Raw genomic sequence first — 19446 nt, forward strand, 5'->3', positions numbered from 1 at the left:
TTTAGTGGGTAGCTTTAGTACAGAGACGGGGTGTTGATAGCACCCTAGTCTTTTTATTTTATGCATTTTTTATACCTTAAAAAGCATAATCCTTATCCTAATTATAACCATATAGAAATGTTATTTGAATACAATTGCTTTATGGATAAAACCATTATTTTATTTAGATTGAGGATGTGCAACTCAAGTGTATCTATTGAGCAATTGCAATATTTTTACTTAATCGTCCCAGTCTTCATCCTCTTCCCAATCATCTTTCGCTTCCTGAATCTTATTATAAAAAAATTCAATAAAGCTTTCTGCAACAGTATCTTGATAACCAACTACCCTATCCCATTCAACTACAGGGCATTCTCCGTCTTTCATTTTATTTGTATCTAGACAGTAAGCAAAGTAATCAACATCTTCAATAACCACAAGTCCATCAGTAAGGCCATAGTGTTCTTTATATTCATTAGTTCTATTTACAACTGATGCATGATCAAAGTTGTAGCCTAAAACCAAAACGCCGAATAAACCACCAGCACCGTATTTTTCTAAAAACCATTTATAACTGTTGGGGAGATCGCATTGGAGGTTTTCTTCAATGCGACCAATGTTTTCATGACTTGCACCTTCTGTAAATATAGCATTTTGTTTATTTTCATTAATAAAGTTCTCAACCTTCGAATAAATCATATAAACACCTCAATTCTCATTTTCAAATTGTTTCGCTCTCCATTTCCAATATCTCTTTCTAAAGCTCTCGTATTGTGCTTTTAAAACCTTATCATTTCTAAAACTTTCACCATCAGACTTAAGCTGATGAATGACATCACTATATTTTGTATGTAAGCTGTTCGGGATTTCAAGCATTGGGCCAGGTTCTTCTTGAATCAAGTGATGTAAATTAATCTGTGTACCGTCTTTTGCATAAGGGGCATTCCCGTTTTTCATTAGCTGAAGATTTGTAACACCGAATTCTGTTTTTTGATTAATATCAATATCTTTCATAGTATACACTCTACGGCTTACATCTTTAACTTTCCCCTTCGCCTTTACCTTCCCCTCTATTTCATATGCATCATACTTTTCTTTATTTAGCCAAGGGGGGCTTATCTTTTGGCCAGTAAACGGTTTTCTTGTTCCATCCGGTATTTTCTTCGCATTAGTCAAAAGTTCATTCTTAAGGCTTTGGCTATCAACCACATTGTATGGCACGTTATCGGCTAGAGCAAAGTCGTACTTAGGATTATAAGGCAGCAAATCTGGAATCTTGACGTCCTTAATTTTCTTCCCTGCCTGACTTGCTTTGTTTATGACCTTCCCCGCTGCATCTGCTTTGTTAATGGCTCCTGCACCTTTTGTACCAAAAACAGCTACAGCCACTGAACCAACAGCATACGTTACCCATCTTGATCTAGAATAGGCATCTCCATTCACCATATCTTTTTGATATGACTCTTCTATTGCTGCTGAAATGGCATCGTAAGTTTTCACTGGATGAATAACTGCATTCCCCAGTGCTGAGAGTGTTTCTCCTGGATCGGTGATGAAATCCCATATGCCGGTTACAGTGTCTTTACCAACATCATATAAGCCTACTCCTACACCTTTTACGATATCCCAGGTGATTTCTCCTGCTCCTTCTAGCTGCTTCGCTTGTTCAATTTGCACTGCAAGTTGCACTTGAGCTGGCTCCAGATTCTCGTACCCTACTTTTTTAGCAATCTCTAAATATTCATCAGGATCAGACACACCGTCATTAAGTTTCTTTTTCAATTCCTTAATTTCTCGTTCTTTTGCTTCTTCTTTCTTCACGGTTAAATAAGCTTCAGAATGCTGCTCAATATCGCCTTTTTTCTTATGTATGTCACTTTCTCTATACGCTTTAGCGTTATAGTGAATCGGTGTGGCATTTTTGCCTTTGCCTGTTGATTCCTGCAGCTTTTTAAAATCTTGCTGAATAAATTGTTCGTTTGGTTCTGTTTCAGTGTATTCTGTTTTTAAATCCTCATCAAGCTTGTTTAGCTTATCGATTGTTTTTTCACGTTTGTCATCTGCAGAAGAAAGTTTGTCTTTGAAGTCTTCTGTTGAGAATATTTCAAGGGGAAGAATATCATTGATGTTGTTTAATATGTCTTTCATTGCTTTTTTCTGTTCAGACATAATGGATTTTGATTTTGCATAAGCGTTAGCCAACTCGTGTTCTAGAAAGGATTCTTCTATGTAAGCATCAGACATCTTCGCATCTTCAAGTGTTGCAGACATGCTGCTTAAGAAAGCAATCTTCATGTCAATTAAATCAATCCATTGATCAGTAACACCGACATGATCATGATAAAATGCTTTAATGTTGTCAGCACCCTTGCCTGAAAATTCACTGTCATCTAGGTTAGCTACGTTTTGAAAAGCTTTTCTTAGCTTCACCATTTGCGACCTTAGTTCCTTATACTCTTTGGTTCTTTTATCGGCCTCAAAGAGTAATGAATCAGCCTCAAATACCTTCATATCATTCTCCTTCCTAGACTACTCTATGTAAATTTTACCACAGTAATCTATTTGAATAACAGAAAAAGACAGCCAAAATGACTGTCTTATACATCACACACTATCTTGTTCTATAATAATTTTCTGCGGTATAGTAGCGCCAATCCCAAAAAGGTTCCCCATTGGCCAATATATACCGGTCTAAAAATATTTCAAAGTTTACATTTAATGGATTATATTCTAAACCACTTTCAAATATATAGAGATAGTTGGGATCACCTTCGTTCACTTTATCTTTATCGATCATTAAATGGCATTCTTCCAATAAGTAGCCAATTGGAATACCATTGATATCTTCAAACAAATCCTCATATTTTAACTCCTCTTCAATCTCTTCAAGGCTAAATAGCTGAAGTCCTCCACCTATATTCTCCCCATCAGAAAGAATCTCAAAAATTTTCGCACCGTTATGCAGTGTCATGAACTTCTGATAATCCTCTGGAAGGGTAATCTGATGTTTAGCTTCAAAGCTTTTAATGTCGTTAAGGGTTGCTTTGTCCTGTGAAAATGTAACAAGGAACTCCATGATATCCCCTTCAGAACAAAACAATTGAATGGCTCCTTTTTCATCTAAAAGACTTTTCAAGCCATTTACCGTCTTATGAACAAAGTTAGTCACATACATCACCCCTTTATTTCCTTTTAACAATAACCTTTCAAATTCCAAAAGATGTGAACAGATCGTGATAGGTGCTCTTTTCAGTGAATATAATGCAATAAATTCTAAAAAGAGGTGCCTCCAAAAATTGAATTCTCTAATGAATGATGACATGGTAAAGATCATTAGAAATGGCCTTAGCGCGTCGCAGCATCCAAAGCACATTCTTGTTATAGGAGCTGGATTGTCCGGGCTTGTAACAGCATCTTTGTTGAAAAATGCCGGTCACAGAGTAACGATTCTCGAAGCGAGCGGCAGAGCGGGCGGCCGTGTCTGCACTTTGAGATCTCCCTTTAGTGATGATTTGTATTTCAACGCTGGCCCGATGCGCATACCGAATAACCATTCGTTAACCTTAGAATATATCAAAAAATTCAAATTGCCAACAAATGTATTTATCAACAGAACCCCGATGGACATCATTTATGCAAATGGAATCAAAACACGTCTCCAAGTTTTTGAACGAGCTCCTGGAATATTGAGATATCCAGTTGCACCAAATGAACAAGGGAAAACGTCTGAAGAGCTGATGCTTTCTTTACTGCAGCCTATTCTAAATTTTATCAATCAAAATCCAGCAAGAAATTGGCGGATTGTCGAAGAACAATACAAAAATCATTCGTTAAGCTCTTTTTTAAACACGTATTTTTCATATGGCGCGATCGATATGATCGGTGTACTTTTGGATATGGAAGCGTATATGGGGATGTCCCTTGTTGAAGTATTGCGGGAATCTATCTTTTTTTCATCCCCCGCTCACTTCTATGAGATAACTGGCGGTATGGATCTGCTGCCTCACGCGTTTCTTCCTCAATTAAAAACAAACATTCTATACCATCAAAAAATGATGAAAATGTCTCAGGGTGAAAATCGTGTTACGATCCATTGTCAGCATCAACAAACGGCAGAATTCACATCATTCACAGCTGATCTCGCTATTGTAACCATTCCTTTTTCAACATTGCGATTTGTAAAAGTCGAACCATACCATTCATTCTCTTACTATAAACGGAGGGCAATCCGTGAGCTAAACTATATCAGTGCAACAAAAATCGGCATAGAGTTTAAAAGCCGATTTTGGGAAAAAGCCGGTCAGCACGGCGGCAAATCTATTACTGATCTTCCGATTCGTTTTTCATATTATCCAAGCAGAAATATTGGAGCAAATGGACATGCTGTCATTCTGGCCAGCTATACATGGGCCGATGAGGCACTGATATGGGACAGTCTTTCAGAAGGAGAGCGAATCCAGTATACTTTACTGAATTTATCTGAAATCTATGGTGATATTGTATGGTCTGAATTTGTGTCTGGCACTTCTTTTAGCTGGAGCCAGTACCCGTACTCTGCGGGAGGTTTTACAGCTTTCGAACCAGGACAAGAATTAGAGCTGTATCCCTATATTCCTGTCCCTGAGGGCAGAGTTCATTTCGCCGGAGAACACGCCTCACTCACTCATGCGTGGATGCAAGGTGCGATTGAATCTGGAATACGTGTTGCTTATGAGGTCAATCGCTTACCTTAGTTCATGCTCACATCTTGTTAAAACTGGTTGATATAAAAAGAAGTGAAGAATTTATACTCCTTTGTTTAAAAGATTAATTCAAATATGGGATGTCTCAACATTCGGTTCTTTATTATCTTTATACACGTTTTGAATGCGGACCTCCCTTTTCTTCCATAATCATTAATAAATACCCAACCATAGGAAACGTTTTAATTAACCATCGGGCGAACTTTCTTTCACTGTATAACGATTCTTAATGTTGCTTTTTATCCTTTACTTGTCCTCTCTTTTTTTCATTGACTTACATTTCTTGAAAACCAGTATAAATCCTAAAGGAATTTTGTAACAAATACAGAATTGGAAAGAGAAGCGCCAAAAGAAATGCTAACTCCTTATCTCAAAGACAAAACTGCGCTTATATTAAAAGAAAGAGGTGTCTTTAGAATGGTTCATTTTAAAAACTGCCCTGATCCTTCTCTAAACGCCAATTCTCAGTCTCACCCCGAATTTTCATCCGAATTAGAACATATTAAGACAAGAATGCAAAACTTTATTAAGCACTCGGTTACAGCCCAAAATATCGAAGTTACTGACGCAAGGGTGACGGCCGAAGGAGAGGTCACCTCTCTTTTAAAAGAACGTCTCGACAAGGAATATTATAGGCTTTTATCTAAAATCACCCGGGAAGTAAATGTGGCTGACTTCGGCGCTGTTCCAGATGGAAGAGACAATACTGAAGCTTTTCGAAAAGCAATCGGGAATGGCCGAGTCAAAGTACATGTTCCAGCGGGAGAATACCTCGTTCAAGGGATTAAACTTCCATCTTGGACAACAATTGTTGGACAAGGTAAAGGGATCACAGTGATTAAATTGCATGAAGACACTCCAGCGCATGAATGGGTGATTACAAATGATGATTATCAAAATGGAAATCGCAATATTTTTGTCCAAGGAATGTCTCTAGACTGGAATCCAAGTAGACAATGCGGTGTGAGAAATCCAGGGGGACAGTTCTCCAGTTGTTTAACTTTTGCTAAGGTTGAATATGGGTGGATCAAAGATGTGGAAGCGATTAACGCAGGTCTTCATGGTATTGATATTACATCGCCAACGTATGACCATTTGCCTGATACCGATTGGACAAAAGACGGATCAAGATATATTTGGATCGATAACTGTGTGACATATGGTTCAGGAGACGACGGCATTACCACCCATTATAGCGAATACATCTTTATTTCAAACTGCCACTCAGGAAATCCGCGGGGAACAGAATTTGCTGAAGGTGTTTCAAACTCCAACGGAATAGAAATTGACGACGGCTCTAGGCATGTGTGGCTTTTGAATAACTTTACAAGCGGCAACATCCGCGGAGTTGAAGTAAAAGCCCATGAACTGTGGCCAGCCTCTCAAAACGTCCATATCATAGGCCATATTTCTTATCGCGATGTTCGTGCATTTGATCTTCGTCATATTGGTCACCATCAAATTACAGATCCTGAAAGCACAACAGCATACGATGTCACACTCATTGATTGTTCAGCAGTTGAACCAGTTTTCAACTCGCTTTACGATGCTGTGACCCCAAGAGCGCTGGTTATTTCGGCATATAAAAACGTTAATGTAAGCGGATTCACAGCGATTGGTGATCCAGACTATGATTATAAAGAAAACCCTGTCGTAGCCTTGCAATATCGCAGCCAAAATATAACCATTAATGGTATTAAAATTCGCGGTTTTAAAAAAGCCGGTGTTGATATTAATTTATCAGGCGGATCAAATAAAACTGATTATATTAAAATTTCAAATTTTGATATTTATAAATCTGCTCCAAAAGGAATTTCAATCGGTGGAGGCCTCTACAATGTCAATATTCTAAATGGAACGATGATTACTGACAATGGGACAGTTGCAATTCAGTCCCCCAATAATCAGGCCACAATTCTCGGTGTACAATCAGAAGGTTATAGTGTGGCAGCCTCAATCAAAGGCCAAACATACCAACAAGTTCCAATCAATTTGAAAGGAGGCATACAGCTTGCAACGACCTCTGGCTTTGCCGTTAACCAAACAAGCGCAGTTATAGCAGGTACCGGCGACATTACGGCCCGCGGAGAAAGAAATGCGGTCATTAGCTCTTCTGGAGGCTCCAGTACTGAAGGCTCTCGCGCATTAATCGCTTCTTCAAATAACGCACATATTAGAGGAAACCAAGCGTCAAGAACAATACTGTCTTCTGAAAATATTATACTTGAGGAACCATACACCGTGGCAGGAGGTCATCAATCAATAAAGTGGCTTCTTGACTCTGTTCGGGGAAACGGGACGTTTGCCGGTGCAATCAGTTCTTCTTTAGGTGGATATGGAGAGTATTTTGAGAGTTCAACTGGACAGTTAATCCATACTGGTACAATCGTGACTTTAAGAGGTGAAAAAATTGTGCCCGCGAATGTTGGAGATTATATGCTTGGCGTTATTTCAGAAACTTCAGCTTTCATTTCAGGAGCCTCCAGTTTCGTCTGGCAGGGGCGTTATTTGACAAATGAGTTCGGCGGATTTATTTATGAAACGGTGACTGATGAGGAAAGCGGTGAACTCATACGTGTTCCCAAACAAAATCCAGACTACGATACAGCGCTGGAGGCAAATTATCATTCACGGGCAGCAAGAGACGAATGGCACGTAGTAGGGTTGGTAGGCCAACATTATGTTCGTATTGACGAAACTGTCAATCAAGGAGATTATCTTACGGCACATAATGGAATAGGAACAAAAGCCGCTGAAGGAAGCTGGAAAGTAATGAAAATAACCTCTGCTTACACATCAGAAAAAGGGTATGGTATCGCTCTAACCGTCATCAAATAGTGGATACGCCGACCAGTTCAATATATGTTTATCCAAATAATTAGATCTCTTTTCTAGGTTCGTTATTCCTTGTATGTTATTATCAATTTTCAATATCTACCAAAATTCCCCTAATATACTATCGTAATTAACTTATATTATAATCAAAAAAATTTTGACAGCTGTTCCTTCTCGTTATTCATGAGAGTTGCTATTGAAATGAGTAAATGGATATCATATTAGACTTCTATAGCAAATGCACCATATATATCCTTTAAGTATTTACAAATTGAAAATGTTTCATGAGGCTTATTAAAAGTATTGTTCTTTTATCAACTGTAAGTCGATACAAACTGCATTAAGATCACACCTAAATCACACTGAGTTTTTTCTTACAAATAAAATGAAAACCCTTTCCATTCTAAATTCATTTCACCGTTACTAAAAGTAATCCTTGCAATCCTTCGCCCTCCATGCTATATTCATATAGCGATGAGCTGAATTGTGTAAGCCGATGTACATGCCTTTACGGCACACACGAATGTGGCGTGTGGTGCATCGCCTCAATACGCAAAAGACGTTTGCCTTAGGCAAACGTCTTTTTTTGCGTTATCCGATTTTTGTGCCGTTTGGGACAGGCTGATCCGGCTGCAAAAGGACGACGTCGCCCTGGCCGGGTATGCCGCCGAGGACCAAGACTTCCGATTTAAATCCGGCGATCCGGCGGGGCGGAAAGTTCACGACTGCTATGACTTGCTTGTTGATGAGATTTTCCGGCTTATAACGCTTCGTGATTTGTGCGCTCGATTGTTTTATGCCGATTTCAGTCCCAAAATCTATCACAAGCTTGATTGCCGGTACTCTTGCTTCAGGAAATTCTTCCGCTTTTACAATTGTTCCCGTTCTGATATCCAATTTCTCAAAGTCTTCAATAACTGCCATATCAATAACTCCTTTTTCTCCTATTGTAAAGGAGATATACAATATTCTTTTAACTAAAGAGCCATCATTTTTTATCCGAATATAAGGTGTTTCGATACAGGCGGGGCGGCATTCCTGTGCTTTTCGTGAACCATCTTGTAAAAGAAGAAAGGTTTTGAAAGCCCAGCGCCTCGCTCACGACGGTAAGAGTTTCATTTCTCTCCATCAGCATTCGTTTTGCTTCCTCAAGGCGAAGGTCGGCAATATAGTTCTGCGGGGACTTCCCTGTCTGTTTTTTGAACCAGCTTGAATAGTAAGCTGGGTGATAATGCTCGATTTCTGCCAGCTTCTTAATCGTCAGCCGCTCAAATAAATGGCTGTGAATGTATGCAATTGAGGCATAGCTATGGGATTGAAGCTTTTCTTTTATGTATTGTACGAGCATATGAAGCGAGTTGGCTGTTCCGGCCTTTGCTTCCTCTGTCAGCAAGTACCTGATCGAAGACCAGAAAGGATCGAGGGCAGCTTCAATTCCTGATCCTGCACGATACTCATCAATTTTCATTGCATGAAGCGGAACATCCAGTACAAGACATTCATTTCTTCCGATAGAACGGAAGCGATGCTCGCACTGCGGCGGAATATATAAAAAATGATCCGGATTTAATTTCACCTGGCGCCCCTCAGTCTCAAGATCAATACTCCCTTCAAGCGGAAAAAGAAATTGGCTGTATGCGTGCTTATGTGAATGATAAAGGTGTGTGTATGTCCGTTTTTCGCAAATCATCTCTTGAAGCGAGTCCATCAGCAAACCCCTTCCTTTGGTCATCTTTTAATCCGGTAATGGTGTTCCGATATAGGCGAAAATCCGATTTTTTCATATAAAGAAACTGCCGCCAGATTTTCTTTCATCACTTGTAAAAACATGCGTTCCGCTCCGTTGTTTTTTGCCCATTCAGTCAACACCCTGATCACTTGGGTTCCTGCCCCTTTTCCTCTGTGCTCCTCAGCTACAACGATATTACTAAGTCCGCCATAACCATCAATGACAGAAACCGTGCCAAGCGCTGTCAGGCTTTCTTTGTCATACATCTTGAAAAAAGTTTTACACGGCGGCATGCGTTCGAAAATGTGTTTGTAACCTTTGTGACGCTCGGGTGAAAACCCTTCTAATTGAATAAATTCATCTATCCAAACAGATGATGGCTCTTGTTCCCACTTGTATGTAAATCGGCTGTTGTCATTTGTTCGGCTCATAATTGACCGGCACAATGCTGTCATCTGGAAGCACTCGTCTACCTTTTCATAACGGCTGTCTGCCAAAGCGTCATCAAGCCCTTTCGGTGATGCGTTGCTAATATGAAAACAAACAGGTAAGCCTAAACTTTGATAAAAAAGTTCGGCCTCTAGCTGAAAATTCCCTTCAGGCATATCCGCAGAAGTCCATACGCTATTTGCCCTTTTGGTTACGCCAAAATTCGCTCTGAGAAGCCATTGCCCTACGCTTTTTTGAAAATAAGCCGGCCATGAAGCTGCCGCTAACCGTTCAATCTTGTGAATGTCATCCATTGCATAATGCCTCTCCCCTATGTATACTCCCTTGATATTATACAATATTCAGAAATATAAGACATCTATTTATTTGTTTACATAATATTTTTATTGTTTACTAATAATCCTGACAAAAATGTCCGAATTGAAAATGACAGGCTTTCTAAAATGTCCTCCTCACGTTCAAATGCTTCTTTTGCGATTAAAACAGTAAAGCCATGCAGCAGGCTTCTGAGCCCCCTTGTCGCATGAATGGCAGTCTTTTCACTTGCATAGCCGTTTTCAATGAGCAGCTTCGTCACAAGACAGACAATTTGGTCAGAGACGATTTCCGTCCGTTTGTCCTGAACCTTAAGAAGAACCGCTTCATAATATCCGGGATTTTCAATTGCAAAATCAACATATGCATGTGCTAAAGAAAGCATAGCGGAATCTCCCTTTCGTTCGGTTACGGAGTCCGCCATTTGATCAAAAAGCTTTGTCAGTCCTCTGACAGCAAGTTCTGTTCTGATCGCTTGCAGCCCGTTGATATGATTATACAGCGACGGAGAGCGCACATTCATTTTTTTAGACAGAGCGGCAAGAGTGACACTATTCAATCCTTCCTGATCGGCAATCTCTGCTGCAGCGTCTACAATCATTTTTTGGGTCAAACCTATTCTCGGTGACATGCTCATCATCCTTTCTTTGCTTTTTGGATCGCCTGTCTCATCCGCTCTGAAGGTGATCTCAGGAATTTTCCATGTCCGACAGCGAGACAGGAAGGCGCCTTATCTGCGAGCAATTGTGCACTTTTGATGGCCTCCTCCTTATTCCATGTGGCGAAAGCGGGAAAAGGAAACGTCCATTTTATCTGACCTGATACAGCGATTCCTCCGCGCAACTGAAACGCATCTCCTGCTATTAAAGTGCCGTTTCTTGTATCAAGAAATGACATGCTGCCCGGTGTATGGCCCGGTGTTGGAATGGCAAGCAGAGAACCAATTGTTTCACCGCCCGTCAGCAGTTGGTGAGGCTTTGTTTGTATGTGTTTCGGAATACCTCCTTTTATAGGCGTCTGCGGCTCATCTTGCCGCAAGGATGTGTCACCTTGGAGCAAGAATGAATCCCGTTCCGAGATCATGACCTTTGCATGCGGAAATGTTTGTGCCAATGTATCCAGTGATCCGACATGGTCCCCATGTGCATGAGTCAGTAAAATATGCCGAAGCGGTTTTCCAAGCTGATTCACAGCTTGAATAATCCCTTTATAGCTGCCTGGCAGTGCGGCATCAATAAGGGTGACTTCGTTTTCTTCCTCTACTAAATAGCAATTAACCGGAAACAATGCTGGAAAAAAAGTCAGCTGCCAAACCGTTTGGTACTGAGTCATTCTCATCTTTTTATTCCTCCTAACAAAAACTAATGGTGTTAGTTTTATTATTAACTAACACCATTAGTTTTTCAAGAGTTTATTATTTTTTTATCGCTACATAAATGTTAACTTGTGCTCGCTGTGGCACTGCGGCACTTTGATCATACATCTCAAAATCACCTGTAAACGTGCGCAGATGCCGCTTATCCCAAGTCCAAATTTCCTTCCACGTTTCAAGCACAATCTCTTCAATAGGACCGATTCTGGAAGTGAAAACGGCGTAAGCGGAAGCCGGCAAATCAATGTTTTCATATGGTCCCGGAAGAATGTCGTCGTATTCCTGAAACGTTCCGACTGAAAACGTATAAAACCCATTCGTCTCTTGTTCATAATTCGAATATAAGGCAATAATGCTCTTGTCTTTTTCAGCCTGTGATAAAAGAGCGCTCATATCCTGCTTCCAGAATTGATCCCACAGTGCCGGAATCCTCCTTTCTTCCGTCATTTCCAGTGCGTTGCTTGTCCGTTGTGACAGTCCGGCAAATCGTTTCCGGTCTAAGTGTGTTATATGTGAAAAACTCATACGATCTCCTCCTTTTTTTAAGATTATAGACAAAGAAACCTGACAGCAGTGTGTCAGGTTTCATATATTTTTTGCATGTGATGAATGGTTTCTTTTACTTTATCCCGTATATGAAGAGGCTGCAGAATCTCAATATCCTTTCCGAACTGGAGCAAAAAACCGATCAGCCATTGATCTTCTGGAAGTGAAATCACCGCCTGGCAGATTTCATCTTCCTCACAACAGTGAAGGACATCATTCCCGAACCATTCACCTATACGCTGACGTGCTGCCGGCTGAACAAGAATAACCAATTCAGTTAAACGGCCCTTCTGGTACCAATTCTTATCCCATGGCAAAGTATCCAGCTGAATGTCTTTTCTGATAAAGGCCTGATGTAAGATGGCCAGATCTTTCATCCGGTTCAGTTTAAAAAAACGAAAATCATTTCTTACCAGGCAGTAGGCATATAAATACCAGTGCCCCGCCTTGCAAACCAATGTATAAGGTTCAATTTCACGAAGAAGCGTTTCCCCGCTTGCGCTTGTATATGTAAAAGATATCGTTGACAACCGATCGATGGCAGAGCTTATTTTCTCGCGCAGCGCCTTTTGATCCTCGGTATGGCCCCATGCCGTCATGTCAATAAACCATTTTTCTGTTTGGTGCTTAAATGCTTGAGCAGAGTGCTCCGGTATAAGGTGTTTGATTTTTTGATAGGCTGTGCTGTGAGAAATGGGTTCATACATAGATGAAACGCTTTGCAAAGCGGAAGCAATTGCAAACAATTCCTCCTCCTTCAGCCACTCTCTTTCAAGCCGATACGTTTCCATGATGCCAATTCCGCCTCCAGAACCCTGTGAGGTCACAATCGGAATACCAGCCCTATTGATCGTCTCAATATCACGGTAAATTGTTCTGACAGATACTTCAAACAGCTCAGCAAGCTCTGCAGCCTGCACTTGTTTTTTGCTGATCAATAACACAACCATCGCTAACAAACGTTCCAGTTTCATTCTGCGCACCTTTTCTTCTTGTATTTTCCAACAAAACAATCATAACATTTTGATAAAGCTTGGGCATATCTATTATGCGGCGGAATACACCTCGCATATGCTATGAAAACAGGGGTTTCCCCTTCTTTTTTGTGTTCAGTATTTATTTCAGCTACTATTTCTGACCGGATAAGCATACACTTCTCAACGGAGGGGATTTCACATCATGCATCTTACACTTCAGAGCGTTTATCCTGCCATGATCATCATCTTTTTTCTGTATAAAAAAATTAAAAGGTCCATCGGATACCAGCCGCTGAAGCCCCGCTGGCTGTTCACCCGTATCATTCTTTTCTCGCTGTTTGCTTTTGGCCTTTCAATCTTCAGCGCCATTCACCCTTTTTTATATGGATATCTCATTTTGGGCATTCTTGGCGGATGGCTCCTTGTCTTTTTCGCTAAGAAAAACATCTCCTTTGAAAAACGCAGAGGAAAGATCTATTTTCGGACTCATATTTGGGTAGAGGTGATTCTCTTAACTTTATTTCTATCAAGATTTCTGTATCGAGTGACGGAGCTTTATCTTACCTCACCTGATCTAAACCGCCTTGGATCATACAGTCAGTCAATCGGAACGGACCCTCTGACAATTGGCGTCTGTTTTCTGATAGCCGTTTATTATATCGGTTTTTCTTCTTTTGTCATCAAGCTCAGCAGAAACGAACTCGAACAGCACGGACACAATAAAGAAAAAGACATCCTTGCCCGCTAGCAGCGAGTTAAGCAAGGATGTCTTTTTCAATCATGCTGTGTATGATGGATCATTTGCTGAAGAACATCTAAAACATGTTCATCCTCGGGAGAGTAATAAATCGATGTTCCTTCTCTGCGCGATTTGACAAGCCGGAGATTTTTTAAAAATCTAAGCTGGTGGGACACAGTGGATTGCAGTAAATTCAGCTTTTCTGCAATTCCGTTTACTGCATGCTCACCTTGGGACAATAAATGGAGAATTCTGATTCGGGTAGGATCTGAAAGCGCTTTGAATGTTTGCGCGACTAGAAACAGCGTCTCCTCGTCCAGATCAGCAGCCGATTGTTCCGTTTCTCTAAATTCAGTCATATGTATCACCTTCCTTATTCATAGTTTTATCTTATAACAAATGCGCTTGAGTGCAAACCAGCCTGCTTGTATTCCATTTCAATCTCATAGTTTAAATTTATGTTTCAAATCAGGTTTTTACTTGGTCTGATATACCGTCTTATGTCATAATAAAAAAGGTCATACTGCTCCAAACATTGAGGGTGAAACACAGTGAAGAAAAAGAGAAAAGGCTGTTTCGCTGCTGCGGGTTTTATGATGATTTTTGTTTTTGTCATCGCCTCTTTTTTATTGGTCCTGCTTTTTTTCAACCGGGATTTAATCAAAAAACTTCCGATCGATACGAAAACGATTGTTTTGGAACGTTTAACCGATTACAAACCCTTGGTGGAAGAAGAGCTTGAAAGCCAAGGACTCTCTAATTATACATCACTCATATTAGGCATGATGTATCAGGAGTCAAAAGGAAAAGGCAATGATCCCATGCAGTCCTCTGAATCTCTGGGGTTAAAACGCAATGAGATAACAGACCCTCAACTCAGTGTTAAACAAGGCATCAAGCAATTTACCCTCATGTACAAGACCGGTAAGGAAAAAGGCGTGGATTTGGATACCATTATTCAAAGCTACAACATGGGGGCAGGTTACATTGATTTTGTAGCTGAACATGGAGGAACGCATACTGAGGAATTGGCAAAACAATACTCCGAGCAGCAAGTCAAAAAAAATCCTGATCTGTATACTTGCGGGGGAAATGCGAAAAATTTCCGCTATCCGTATTGCTACGGTGATTATACGTATGCAGAAAAAGTAAAAGAAAAAACAAAAACTGTTGAAGAATCTTTGCAGGTTGCAACACTTGAAACCATGGAATCCAAGGCTCATGAATAAGAGTCTATCAATTTACTGACAAAAGCCCAAAAATGAATTTGGGCTTTTGCCATGTTTACACGTAAAAAAAGCCATACTGAGTATGGCTTTTAATAATACGGTGAAATCATCAAATATACAATAACGCCTGTAAGGCTTACATACAGCCATAGAGGCATTGTCCATCTCGCAATTTTTTTATGGCGCTCCACCTGCATGCTGAAGCCTCTGATCAGCGTAAACAGCGCAAGCGGCACAATAATTGCAGAAAGGCAGATATGTGTAATTAAAATAAAGAAATAAATCGGGCGCATAATACCTTCTCCGCCATAGAGCGTGTTTTCCGCAATCGAGTGGTACGTCACATAGCAAATCAAAAATAGTAATGTTGTTGTGAATGCGGCCAAAATAAAGCGTTTGTGAGCTTTGATATTTTTCTGTTTAATCATAATCAGCGCGGCCAATAAGAAGATAAACGTAAAGCTGTTGAATATCGCATTCAGCATTGGCAAAATGTGAATATTCGCATGGCTGAACTGATCTAATTTAGGCATAAAAAACAGCACTGCGATTAAACCGTTAATCAGAACTGTCAGCGTAAGGACAATCCCCGTGTAATTTTTCGGTTTATTTTCTGTTTGGTTCATTTGGTGACCTCTCCTAATTTGTACTGGCTATCCAAATCGTATGCAAATTCAAAGAAGATGTCAACGGTTTCGATTGCTTCGTCAGAAATTAGACACACTTCAAAGGCCGGAGGCTATTAGCCCCGGCCTGTTAGGTTTACGCCTCTTTTATCAAATGTTCAATGACCTTATGTTCATTTTCATTCAGCAGGTTCTTTTGAATTTTCGAATGAATGGGTTTATTCATATGCTGATCCAAGATATCGGCCGTTTCTTTATCCCCGGCAATAACCATTCGTTCCCATCTTTTCGCGGCAGCTTTTTGATCAAGGCTGGCAGCCAGCCGCTTATACAGTCTCGATTGGTTCTCTGTTACATGTTCCCTCATCCGATTCTCTTCAAATGGTGCCGCTTTGTCTACAGCGGAATGGAAATTCTTCCAAGACTCATTGATCATATCATACTCATAACGCTCCACCGCCTCAATTTTTCCTAAAACGGTTTCAATAATTTTCACTTCATGCTGCTGAGTTAAAATAAACGCCGTACTTGGGTATGCCTGACGCAAACCCTTCAGCTGATCCAGGACAGCTGTTTCTTCCCAGTAAAATCTTGTATCTACAGGGACTTGAAGCTTAATAGGCTCCCATATGCCGCTGTCGGAAACAAAAAACACGAGACTGCGGGGCATGTCTTTTCCCATTGCATTCAAGTATTGATTCATTTTAGCCCTGATTCCATCCAGACACTTTTCCTCCTCTGGATCACTAGCTGCCAAATACTCTTTTAATCGGCTGAATCCTGACTTTAGGGCAATCTTCCATTCTCCCCCCTGCTGCTCTGGATCTCTCATGTCTGTATTGAGATACAGAGAGAGAATTTTATCCGGCGGTTCCAATTGGACATACTGTAATTTGTTAATCAATGAATCAATCGCCATTCCGATTCCTCCTTTTTCACAGGTTAGTTTTCTTTTTCCTCTCTTAAAAACGATCAAACCTGACTTTCCGCTAATTTCTAGTAATAATGGAATTGTTGTTTACAATACGCCTCTCTTCTAATACAATTGGTAACTGTGTTTCTAAGCTGATTTTTGAAAGGAGTTTGATCTTGTTTACTATTAAAGAAAAAAATCGTCAAGAGCTTGAAGAAGAATTAAATGATTTAGAATTTCAAATTTATCGCATGCAGGAGAATATGAAGGATTTATCTAAAGATGCCAAAGTGCTTGGTATTGATCAATCGAAACATGATGAGTGGATGATTGTTTCCTCGATTGATGATGGCCAAACATGCAAAATTATGCTAACTGATTGTAAAACGGCTTACCGAGGAAAAGGCTGTTTTTCACTTGTAGCGTCTTACAAGGACGATGCCATTCATATAGGCGATATAAAAGGCCCTCCGAATCACGGGTTTGGTTCCATTTGCATGAAATATTTAAAAGATATTGCAAGAGACCACAATATACCCAAAGTCACCGGAGACATCGCCAAACGGGATTGGAATCATGTAGACCGGCTGATTCACTTTTATGAAAAACATCAATTCAAAGTATGTATCGATCATGATACCCAATCCGGCAGCATTAAGTGGGTTGATTTGTAAAAAAGTCTGGAAGAAAGAGCCAATATATGCTGTAATGGTAAAAAACCATTGATGGAGGGTTCTATGTACGCCTCAAAACTGAAAAAGGGAGACGAAATCCGGATCGTGTCTCCCGCGACCAGCATGTCTATATTATCAAATGAAGCAAAAATCCAAGCAAAAACGGCGTTAGAACGCTTAGGTTATCGGGTAACCATCGCTGAACACGCAAATGAATGTAATGAATTTGATTCATCCTCTATCGAGTCAAGAGTCCATGATCTGCACGCTGCCTTTTTTGATCCAGGCGTCAAAGCGATTTTAACGACACTCGGAGGGTTTAATTCAAATCAGCTGCTGCGTTATCTTGATTACGAGAAAATCAAACGACATCCAAAAATTCTGTGCGGCTATTCCGATATAACCGCTCTTTGCAACGCAATTTATCGAAAAACGGGTCTTGTTACGTATTCAGGCCCCCACTTCTCAACATTTGCAATGAAAAAAGGGCTTGATTATACACAAGAGTATTTTCTTTCTTGCTGCGCTTCGGACGACCCGTTTGAAATTCTTCCTTCAAGTGAGTGGAGCGATGACCGCTGGTTTTTGGATCAAGAAAACAGGCGTTTTTATCCTAATAACGGCCCTGTTGTAATCCAAGAAGGTTATGCGGAAGGTACTTTAATTGGCGGAAACTTATGCACGCTTAATTTGCTGCAGGGAACGGAGTATTTTCCCGAAACAGAACATACTATTTTATTGATTGAAGATGATTATATGTCAGACATCCATATGTTTGACCGCGATCTGCAATCACTCATCCACCTCCCCGCTTTTTCACATGTAAAGGCGATTTTGATCGGCAGATTTCAGAAAGCATCAAACGTATCAATGGATCTTGTAAAAGCCATGATCGAAACAAAAAAAGAATTATCCGGCATCCCGATCATCGCAAATATAAATGCCGGACATACCTCGCCAATTGCCACGTTCCCTATAGGAGGAACATGCAGGATTGAAGCTATTTCGGGTACATCACGAATATGGATTGATAAACATTAATCAGCTTGTAAATTTTTTTACAAGCTTTTTTAGCGCAATCGGTTATGCATGCCGCACGAGACATGACAAATGTCATATAGGAGGCATGATGTGTGCTACTACAAAAGACTTCTCTCATTAGCGTATACTGAACCGAGACACACAATGAGAGGATACTTACTATGACTGAACAAACCATTGCACATAAGCAAAAACAGCTGACAAAGCAAGTCGCTGCATTTGCTCAGCCTGAAACAAAAAACAGCCTGATTCAGCTTTTAAACACGTTTATTCCATTCTTCGGCCTGTGGTTTCTTGCTTATCTCAGCCTCGATGTCTCCTATCTTCTTACGTTAGCATTAACGGTGATTGCCGCAGGTTTTCTGACAAGAATTTTTATCATCTTCCATGACTGCTGCCATCAATCTTTTTTCAAACAAAAACGCTATAACCACATTCTCGGTTTTCTGACAGGTGTCCTGACTTTATTCCCGTATCTTCAATGGCAGCACAGCCATTCGATTCATCATGCGACTAGCAGCAATCTGGATAAACGCGGAACAGGAGACATCTGGATGTTAACAGTAAACGAATATAAAGCTGCATCCAGACGAACAAAGCTTGCATACAGACTTTATAGAAACCCGTTTATCATGTTTATTCTCGGACCGATTTATGTTTTTCTGATCACGAACCGTTTTAACAAAAAAGGCGCAAGACGCAAGGAACGTGTAAACACATACCTTACGAATCTGGCAATTGTCGCGTTGGCTGCTGCTTGCTGTCTGATCTTTGGCTGGCAATCGTTTTTACTGGTGCAAGGCCCGATATTTCTGATTTCAGGTTCAATCGGTGTTTGGCTGTTTTATGTGCAGCATACCTTTGAAGATTCTTATTTTGAAGCGGATGAAAACTGGAGCTACGTTCAGGCTGCTGTTGAAGGCAGTTCATTTTATAAACTCCCGAAACTGCTTCAATGGCTAACAGGCAATATTGGTTACCACCACGTTCATCATTTGAGTCCAAAGGTGCCTAACTATAAGCTTGAAGTTGCTCATGAACATCACGAACCATTAAAAAACGTACCGACAATCACCTTAAAAACAAGCCTGCAATCACTTGCGTTCCGTCTATGGGATGAAGATAACAAACAGTTTGTGTCATTTCGGGCTATAAAACATATACCTGTAAGCCTTCCGCCTGATTCACCAGAAAAACAGAAGCTGCGGAAGAATGCCTGATGATAAAGGAGGTCTTCTAATATACTAGAAGGCTTCCTTTTTATTGTTGGAGGGTGCAT

At 40.4% G+C, this 19446-nt stretch carries 20 protein-coding genes; 7 read left to right on the top strand and 13 right to left on the bottom strand.

Going from position 1 to position 19446, the window contains the following annotated elements; translation table 11 throughout:
* Nucleotides 1-219: 219 nt before the first annotated feature.
* The 3 genes from yobK to NSU05_RS10145 all read right to left on the bottom strand — a co-directional run bounded on the left by yobK (nucleotide 220) and on the right by NSU05_RS10145 (nucleotide 3148).
* Nucleotides 220-678, bottom strand: a complete 459-nt coding sequence (gene yobK / locus NSU05_RS10135) for a type VII secretion system immunity protein YobK (protein WP_015251924.1) — start codon at nucleotides 676-678, stop codon at nucleotides 220-222.
* A 9-nt stretch (nucleotides 679-687) separates the two neighbouring features.
* Nucleotides 688-2490 carry an LXG family T7SS effector ribonuclease toxin YobL gene (gene yobL / locus NSU05_RS10140; protein WP_038429109.1) on the bottom strand — a complete coding sequence of 601 codons (1803 nt, stop codon included), beginning with the start codon at nucleotides 2488-2490 and terminating at the stop codon, nucleotides 688-690.
* 100 nt (nucleotides 2491-2590) lie between these two features.
* A complete protein-coding gene (locus tag NSU05_RS10145) occupies nucleotides 2591-3148 on the bottom strand; it encodes an SMI1/KNR4 family protein (RefSeq protein ID WP_015251922.1) in 558 nt (185 codons plus the stop codon).
* A 127-nt stretch (nucleotides 3149-3275) separates the two neighbouring features.
* On the opposite strand from NSU05_RS10145, the gene NSU05_RS10150 reads away from it, so the two are divergent.
* The gene (locus NSU05_RS10150) at nucleotides 3276-4712 is read left to right on the top strand and encodes a flavin monoamine oxidase family protein (RefSeq protein ID WP_154231164.1); all 1437 of its coding nucleotides are present in this window, start codon (nucleotides 3276-3278) and stop codon (nucleotides 4710-4712) included.
* Between the two features lie 426 nt (nucleotides 4713-5138).
* Nucleotides 5139-7559 carry a peptidase G2 autoproteolytic cleavage domain-containing protein gene (locus NSU05_RS10155; RefSeq protein ID WP_038429111.1) on the top strand — a complete coding sequence of 807 codons (2421 nt, stop codon included), beginning with the start codon at nucleotides 5139-5141 and terminating at the stop codon, nucleotides 7557-7559.
* A 588-nt stretch (nucleotides 7560-8147) separates the two neighbouring features.
* On the opposite strand, the gene csaA is transcribed toward NSU05_RS10155, so the two are convergent.
* The 7 genes from csaA to NSU05_RS10190 form a co-directional block, all read right to left on the bottom strand.
* Entirely contained in the window at nucleotides 8148-8480 is a 333-nt protein-coding gene (gene csaA, locus NSU05_RS10160; protein WP_038429113.1) for a chaperone CsaA, read from the bottom strand.
* Between the two features lie 64 nt (nucleotides 8481-8544).
* On the bottom strand, nucleotides 8545-9270 hold the full coding sequence (locus NSU05_RS10165) for a helix-turn-helix domain-containing protein (RefSeq protein WP_082200954.1): 726 nt from the start codon (nucleotides 9268-9270) through the stop codon (nucleotides 8545-8547).
* A 14-nt stretch (nucleotides 9271-9284) separates the two neighbouring features.
* Nucleotides 9285-10028 carry a GNAT family N-acetyltransferase gene (locus NSU05_RS10170; RefSeq protein ID WP_015251918.1) on the bottom strand — a complete coding sequence of 248 codons (744 nt, stop codon included), beginning with the start codon at nucleotides 10026-10028 and terminating at the stop codon, nucleotides 9285-9287.
* 77 nt (nucleotides 10029-10105) lie between these two features.
* Complete coding sequence (locus tag NSU05_RS10175; RefSeq protein WP_038429116.1) at nucleotides 10106-10681, bottom strand: TetR/AcrR family transcriptional regulator; 576 nt, start codon at nucleotides 10679-10681, stop codon at nucleotides 10106-10108.
* Between the two features lie 5 nt (nucleotides 10682-10686).
* Entirely contained in the window at nucleotides 10687-11388 is a 702-nt protein-coding gene (locus NSU05_RS10180; protein ID WP_015251916.1) for an MBL fold metallo-hydrolase, read from the bottom strand.
* A 76-nt stretch (nucleotides 11389-11464) separates the two neighbouring features.
* Nucleotides 11465-11947: a GyrI-like domain-containing protein gene (locus NSU05_RS10185; protein WP_038429117.1), complete on the bottom strand. Its 483-nt coding sequence runs from the start codon at nucleotides 11945-11947 to the stop codon at nucleotides 11465-11467.
* Nucleotides 11948-12000: 53 nt separating this feature from the next.
* Nucleotides 12001-12942 carry a YafY family protein gene (locus NSU05_RS10190; RefSeq protein ID WP_339203922.1) on the bottom strand — a complete coding sequence of 314 codons (942 nt, stop codon included), beginning with the start codon at nucleotides 12940-12942 and terminating at the stop codon, nucleotides 12001-12003.
* Between the two features lie 205 nt (nucleotides 12943-13147).
* Between NSU05_RS10190 and csk22 the strand changes: the two genes are divergently transcribed.
* Nucleotides 13148-13693, top strand: a complete 546-nt coding sequence (gene csk22, locus NSU05_RS10195) for a mother cell-specific sporulation protein Csk22 (RefSeq protein WP_015714089.1) — start codon at nucleotides 13148-13150, stop codon at nucleotides 13691-13693.
* 26 nt (nucleotides 13694-13719) lie between these two features.
* Here csk22 and czrA read toward each other — a convergent pair whose 3' ends face one another.
* Nucleotides 13720-14043: a Zn(II)-responsive metalloregulatory transcriptional repressor CzrA gene (czrA, locus tag NSU05_RS10200; RefSeq protein WP_003231284.1), complete on the bottom strand. Its 324-nt coding sequence runs from the start codon at nucleotides 14041-14043 to the stop codon at nucleotides 13720-13722.
* A gap of 192 nt (nucleotides 14044-14235) precedes the next feature.
* Here czrA and NSU05_RS10205 point away from each other — a divergent pair, with 192 nt between their 5' ends.
* Nucleotides 14236-14913, top strand: coding sequence for a lysozyme family protein (locus NSU05_RS10205; RefSeq protein WP_003231283.1), 678 nt, complete (start codon nucleotides 14236-14238; stop codon nucleotides 14911-14913).
* Between the two features lie 89 nt (nucleotides 14914-15002).
* Here NSU05_RS10205 and NSU05_RS10210 read toward each other — a convergent pair whose 3' ends face one another.
* Nucleotides 15003-15539: a DUF420 domain-containing protein gene (locus tag NSU05_RS10210; RefSeq protein WP_003231280.1), complete on the bottom strand. Its 537-nt coding sequence runs from the start codon at nucleotides 15537-15539 to the stop codon at nucleotides 15003-15005.
* 136 nt (nucleotides 15540-15675) lie between these two features.
* A complete protein-coding gene (locus NSU05_RS10215) occupies nucleotides 15676-16458 on the bottom strand; it encodes a VLRF1 family aeRF1-type release factor (protein WP_033884029.1) in 783 nt (260 codons plus the stop codon).
* Nucleotides 16459-16628: 170 nt separating this feature from the next.
* Between NSU05_RS10215 and NSU05_RS10220 the strand changes: the two genes are divergently transcribed.
* The 3 genes from NSU05_RS10220 (at nucleotide 16629) to desE (ending at nucleotide 19387) form a co-directional block, all read left to right on the top strand.
* Nucleotides 16629-17126, top strand: coding sequence for an N-acetyltransferase (locus NSU05_RS10220; protein WP_014477061.1), 498 nt, complete (start codon nucleotides 16629-16631; stop codon nucleotides 17124-17126).
* 63 nt (nucleotides 17127-17189) lie between these two features.
* The gene (locus tag NSU05_RS10225; protein WP_038429120.1) at nucleotides 17190-18167 is read left to right on the top strand and encodes an LD-carboxypeptidase; all 978 of its coding nucleotides are present in this window, start codon (nucleotides 17190-17192) and stop codon (nucleotides 18165-18167) included.
* 161 nt (nucleotides 18168-18328) lie between these two features.
* On the top strand, nucleotides 18329-19387 hold the full coding sequence (desE, locus tag NSU05_RS10230; protein WP_004399588.1) for a fatty acid desaturase DesE: 1059 nt from the start codon (nucleotides 18329-18331) through the stop codon (nucleotides 19385-19387).
* Nucleotides 19388-19446: the final 59 nt, after the last annotated feature.

This window comes from Bacillus sp. EU52 (assembly GCF_037964975.1).
GTDB lineage: Bacteria > Bacillota > Bacilli > Bacillales > Bacillaceae > Bacillus > Bacillus subtilis.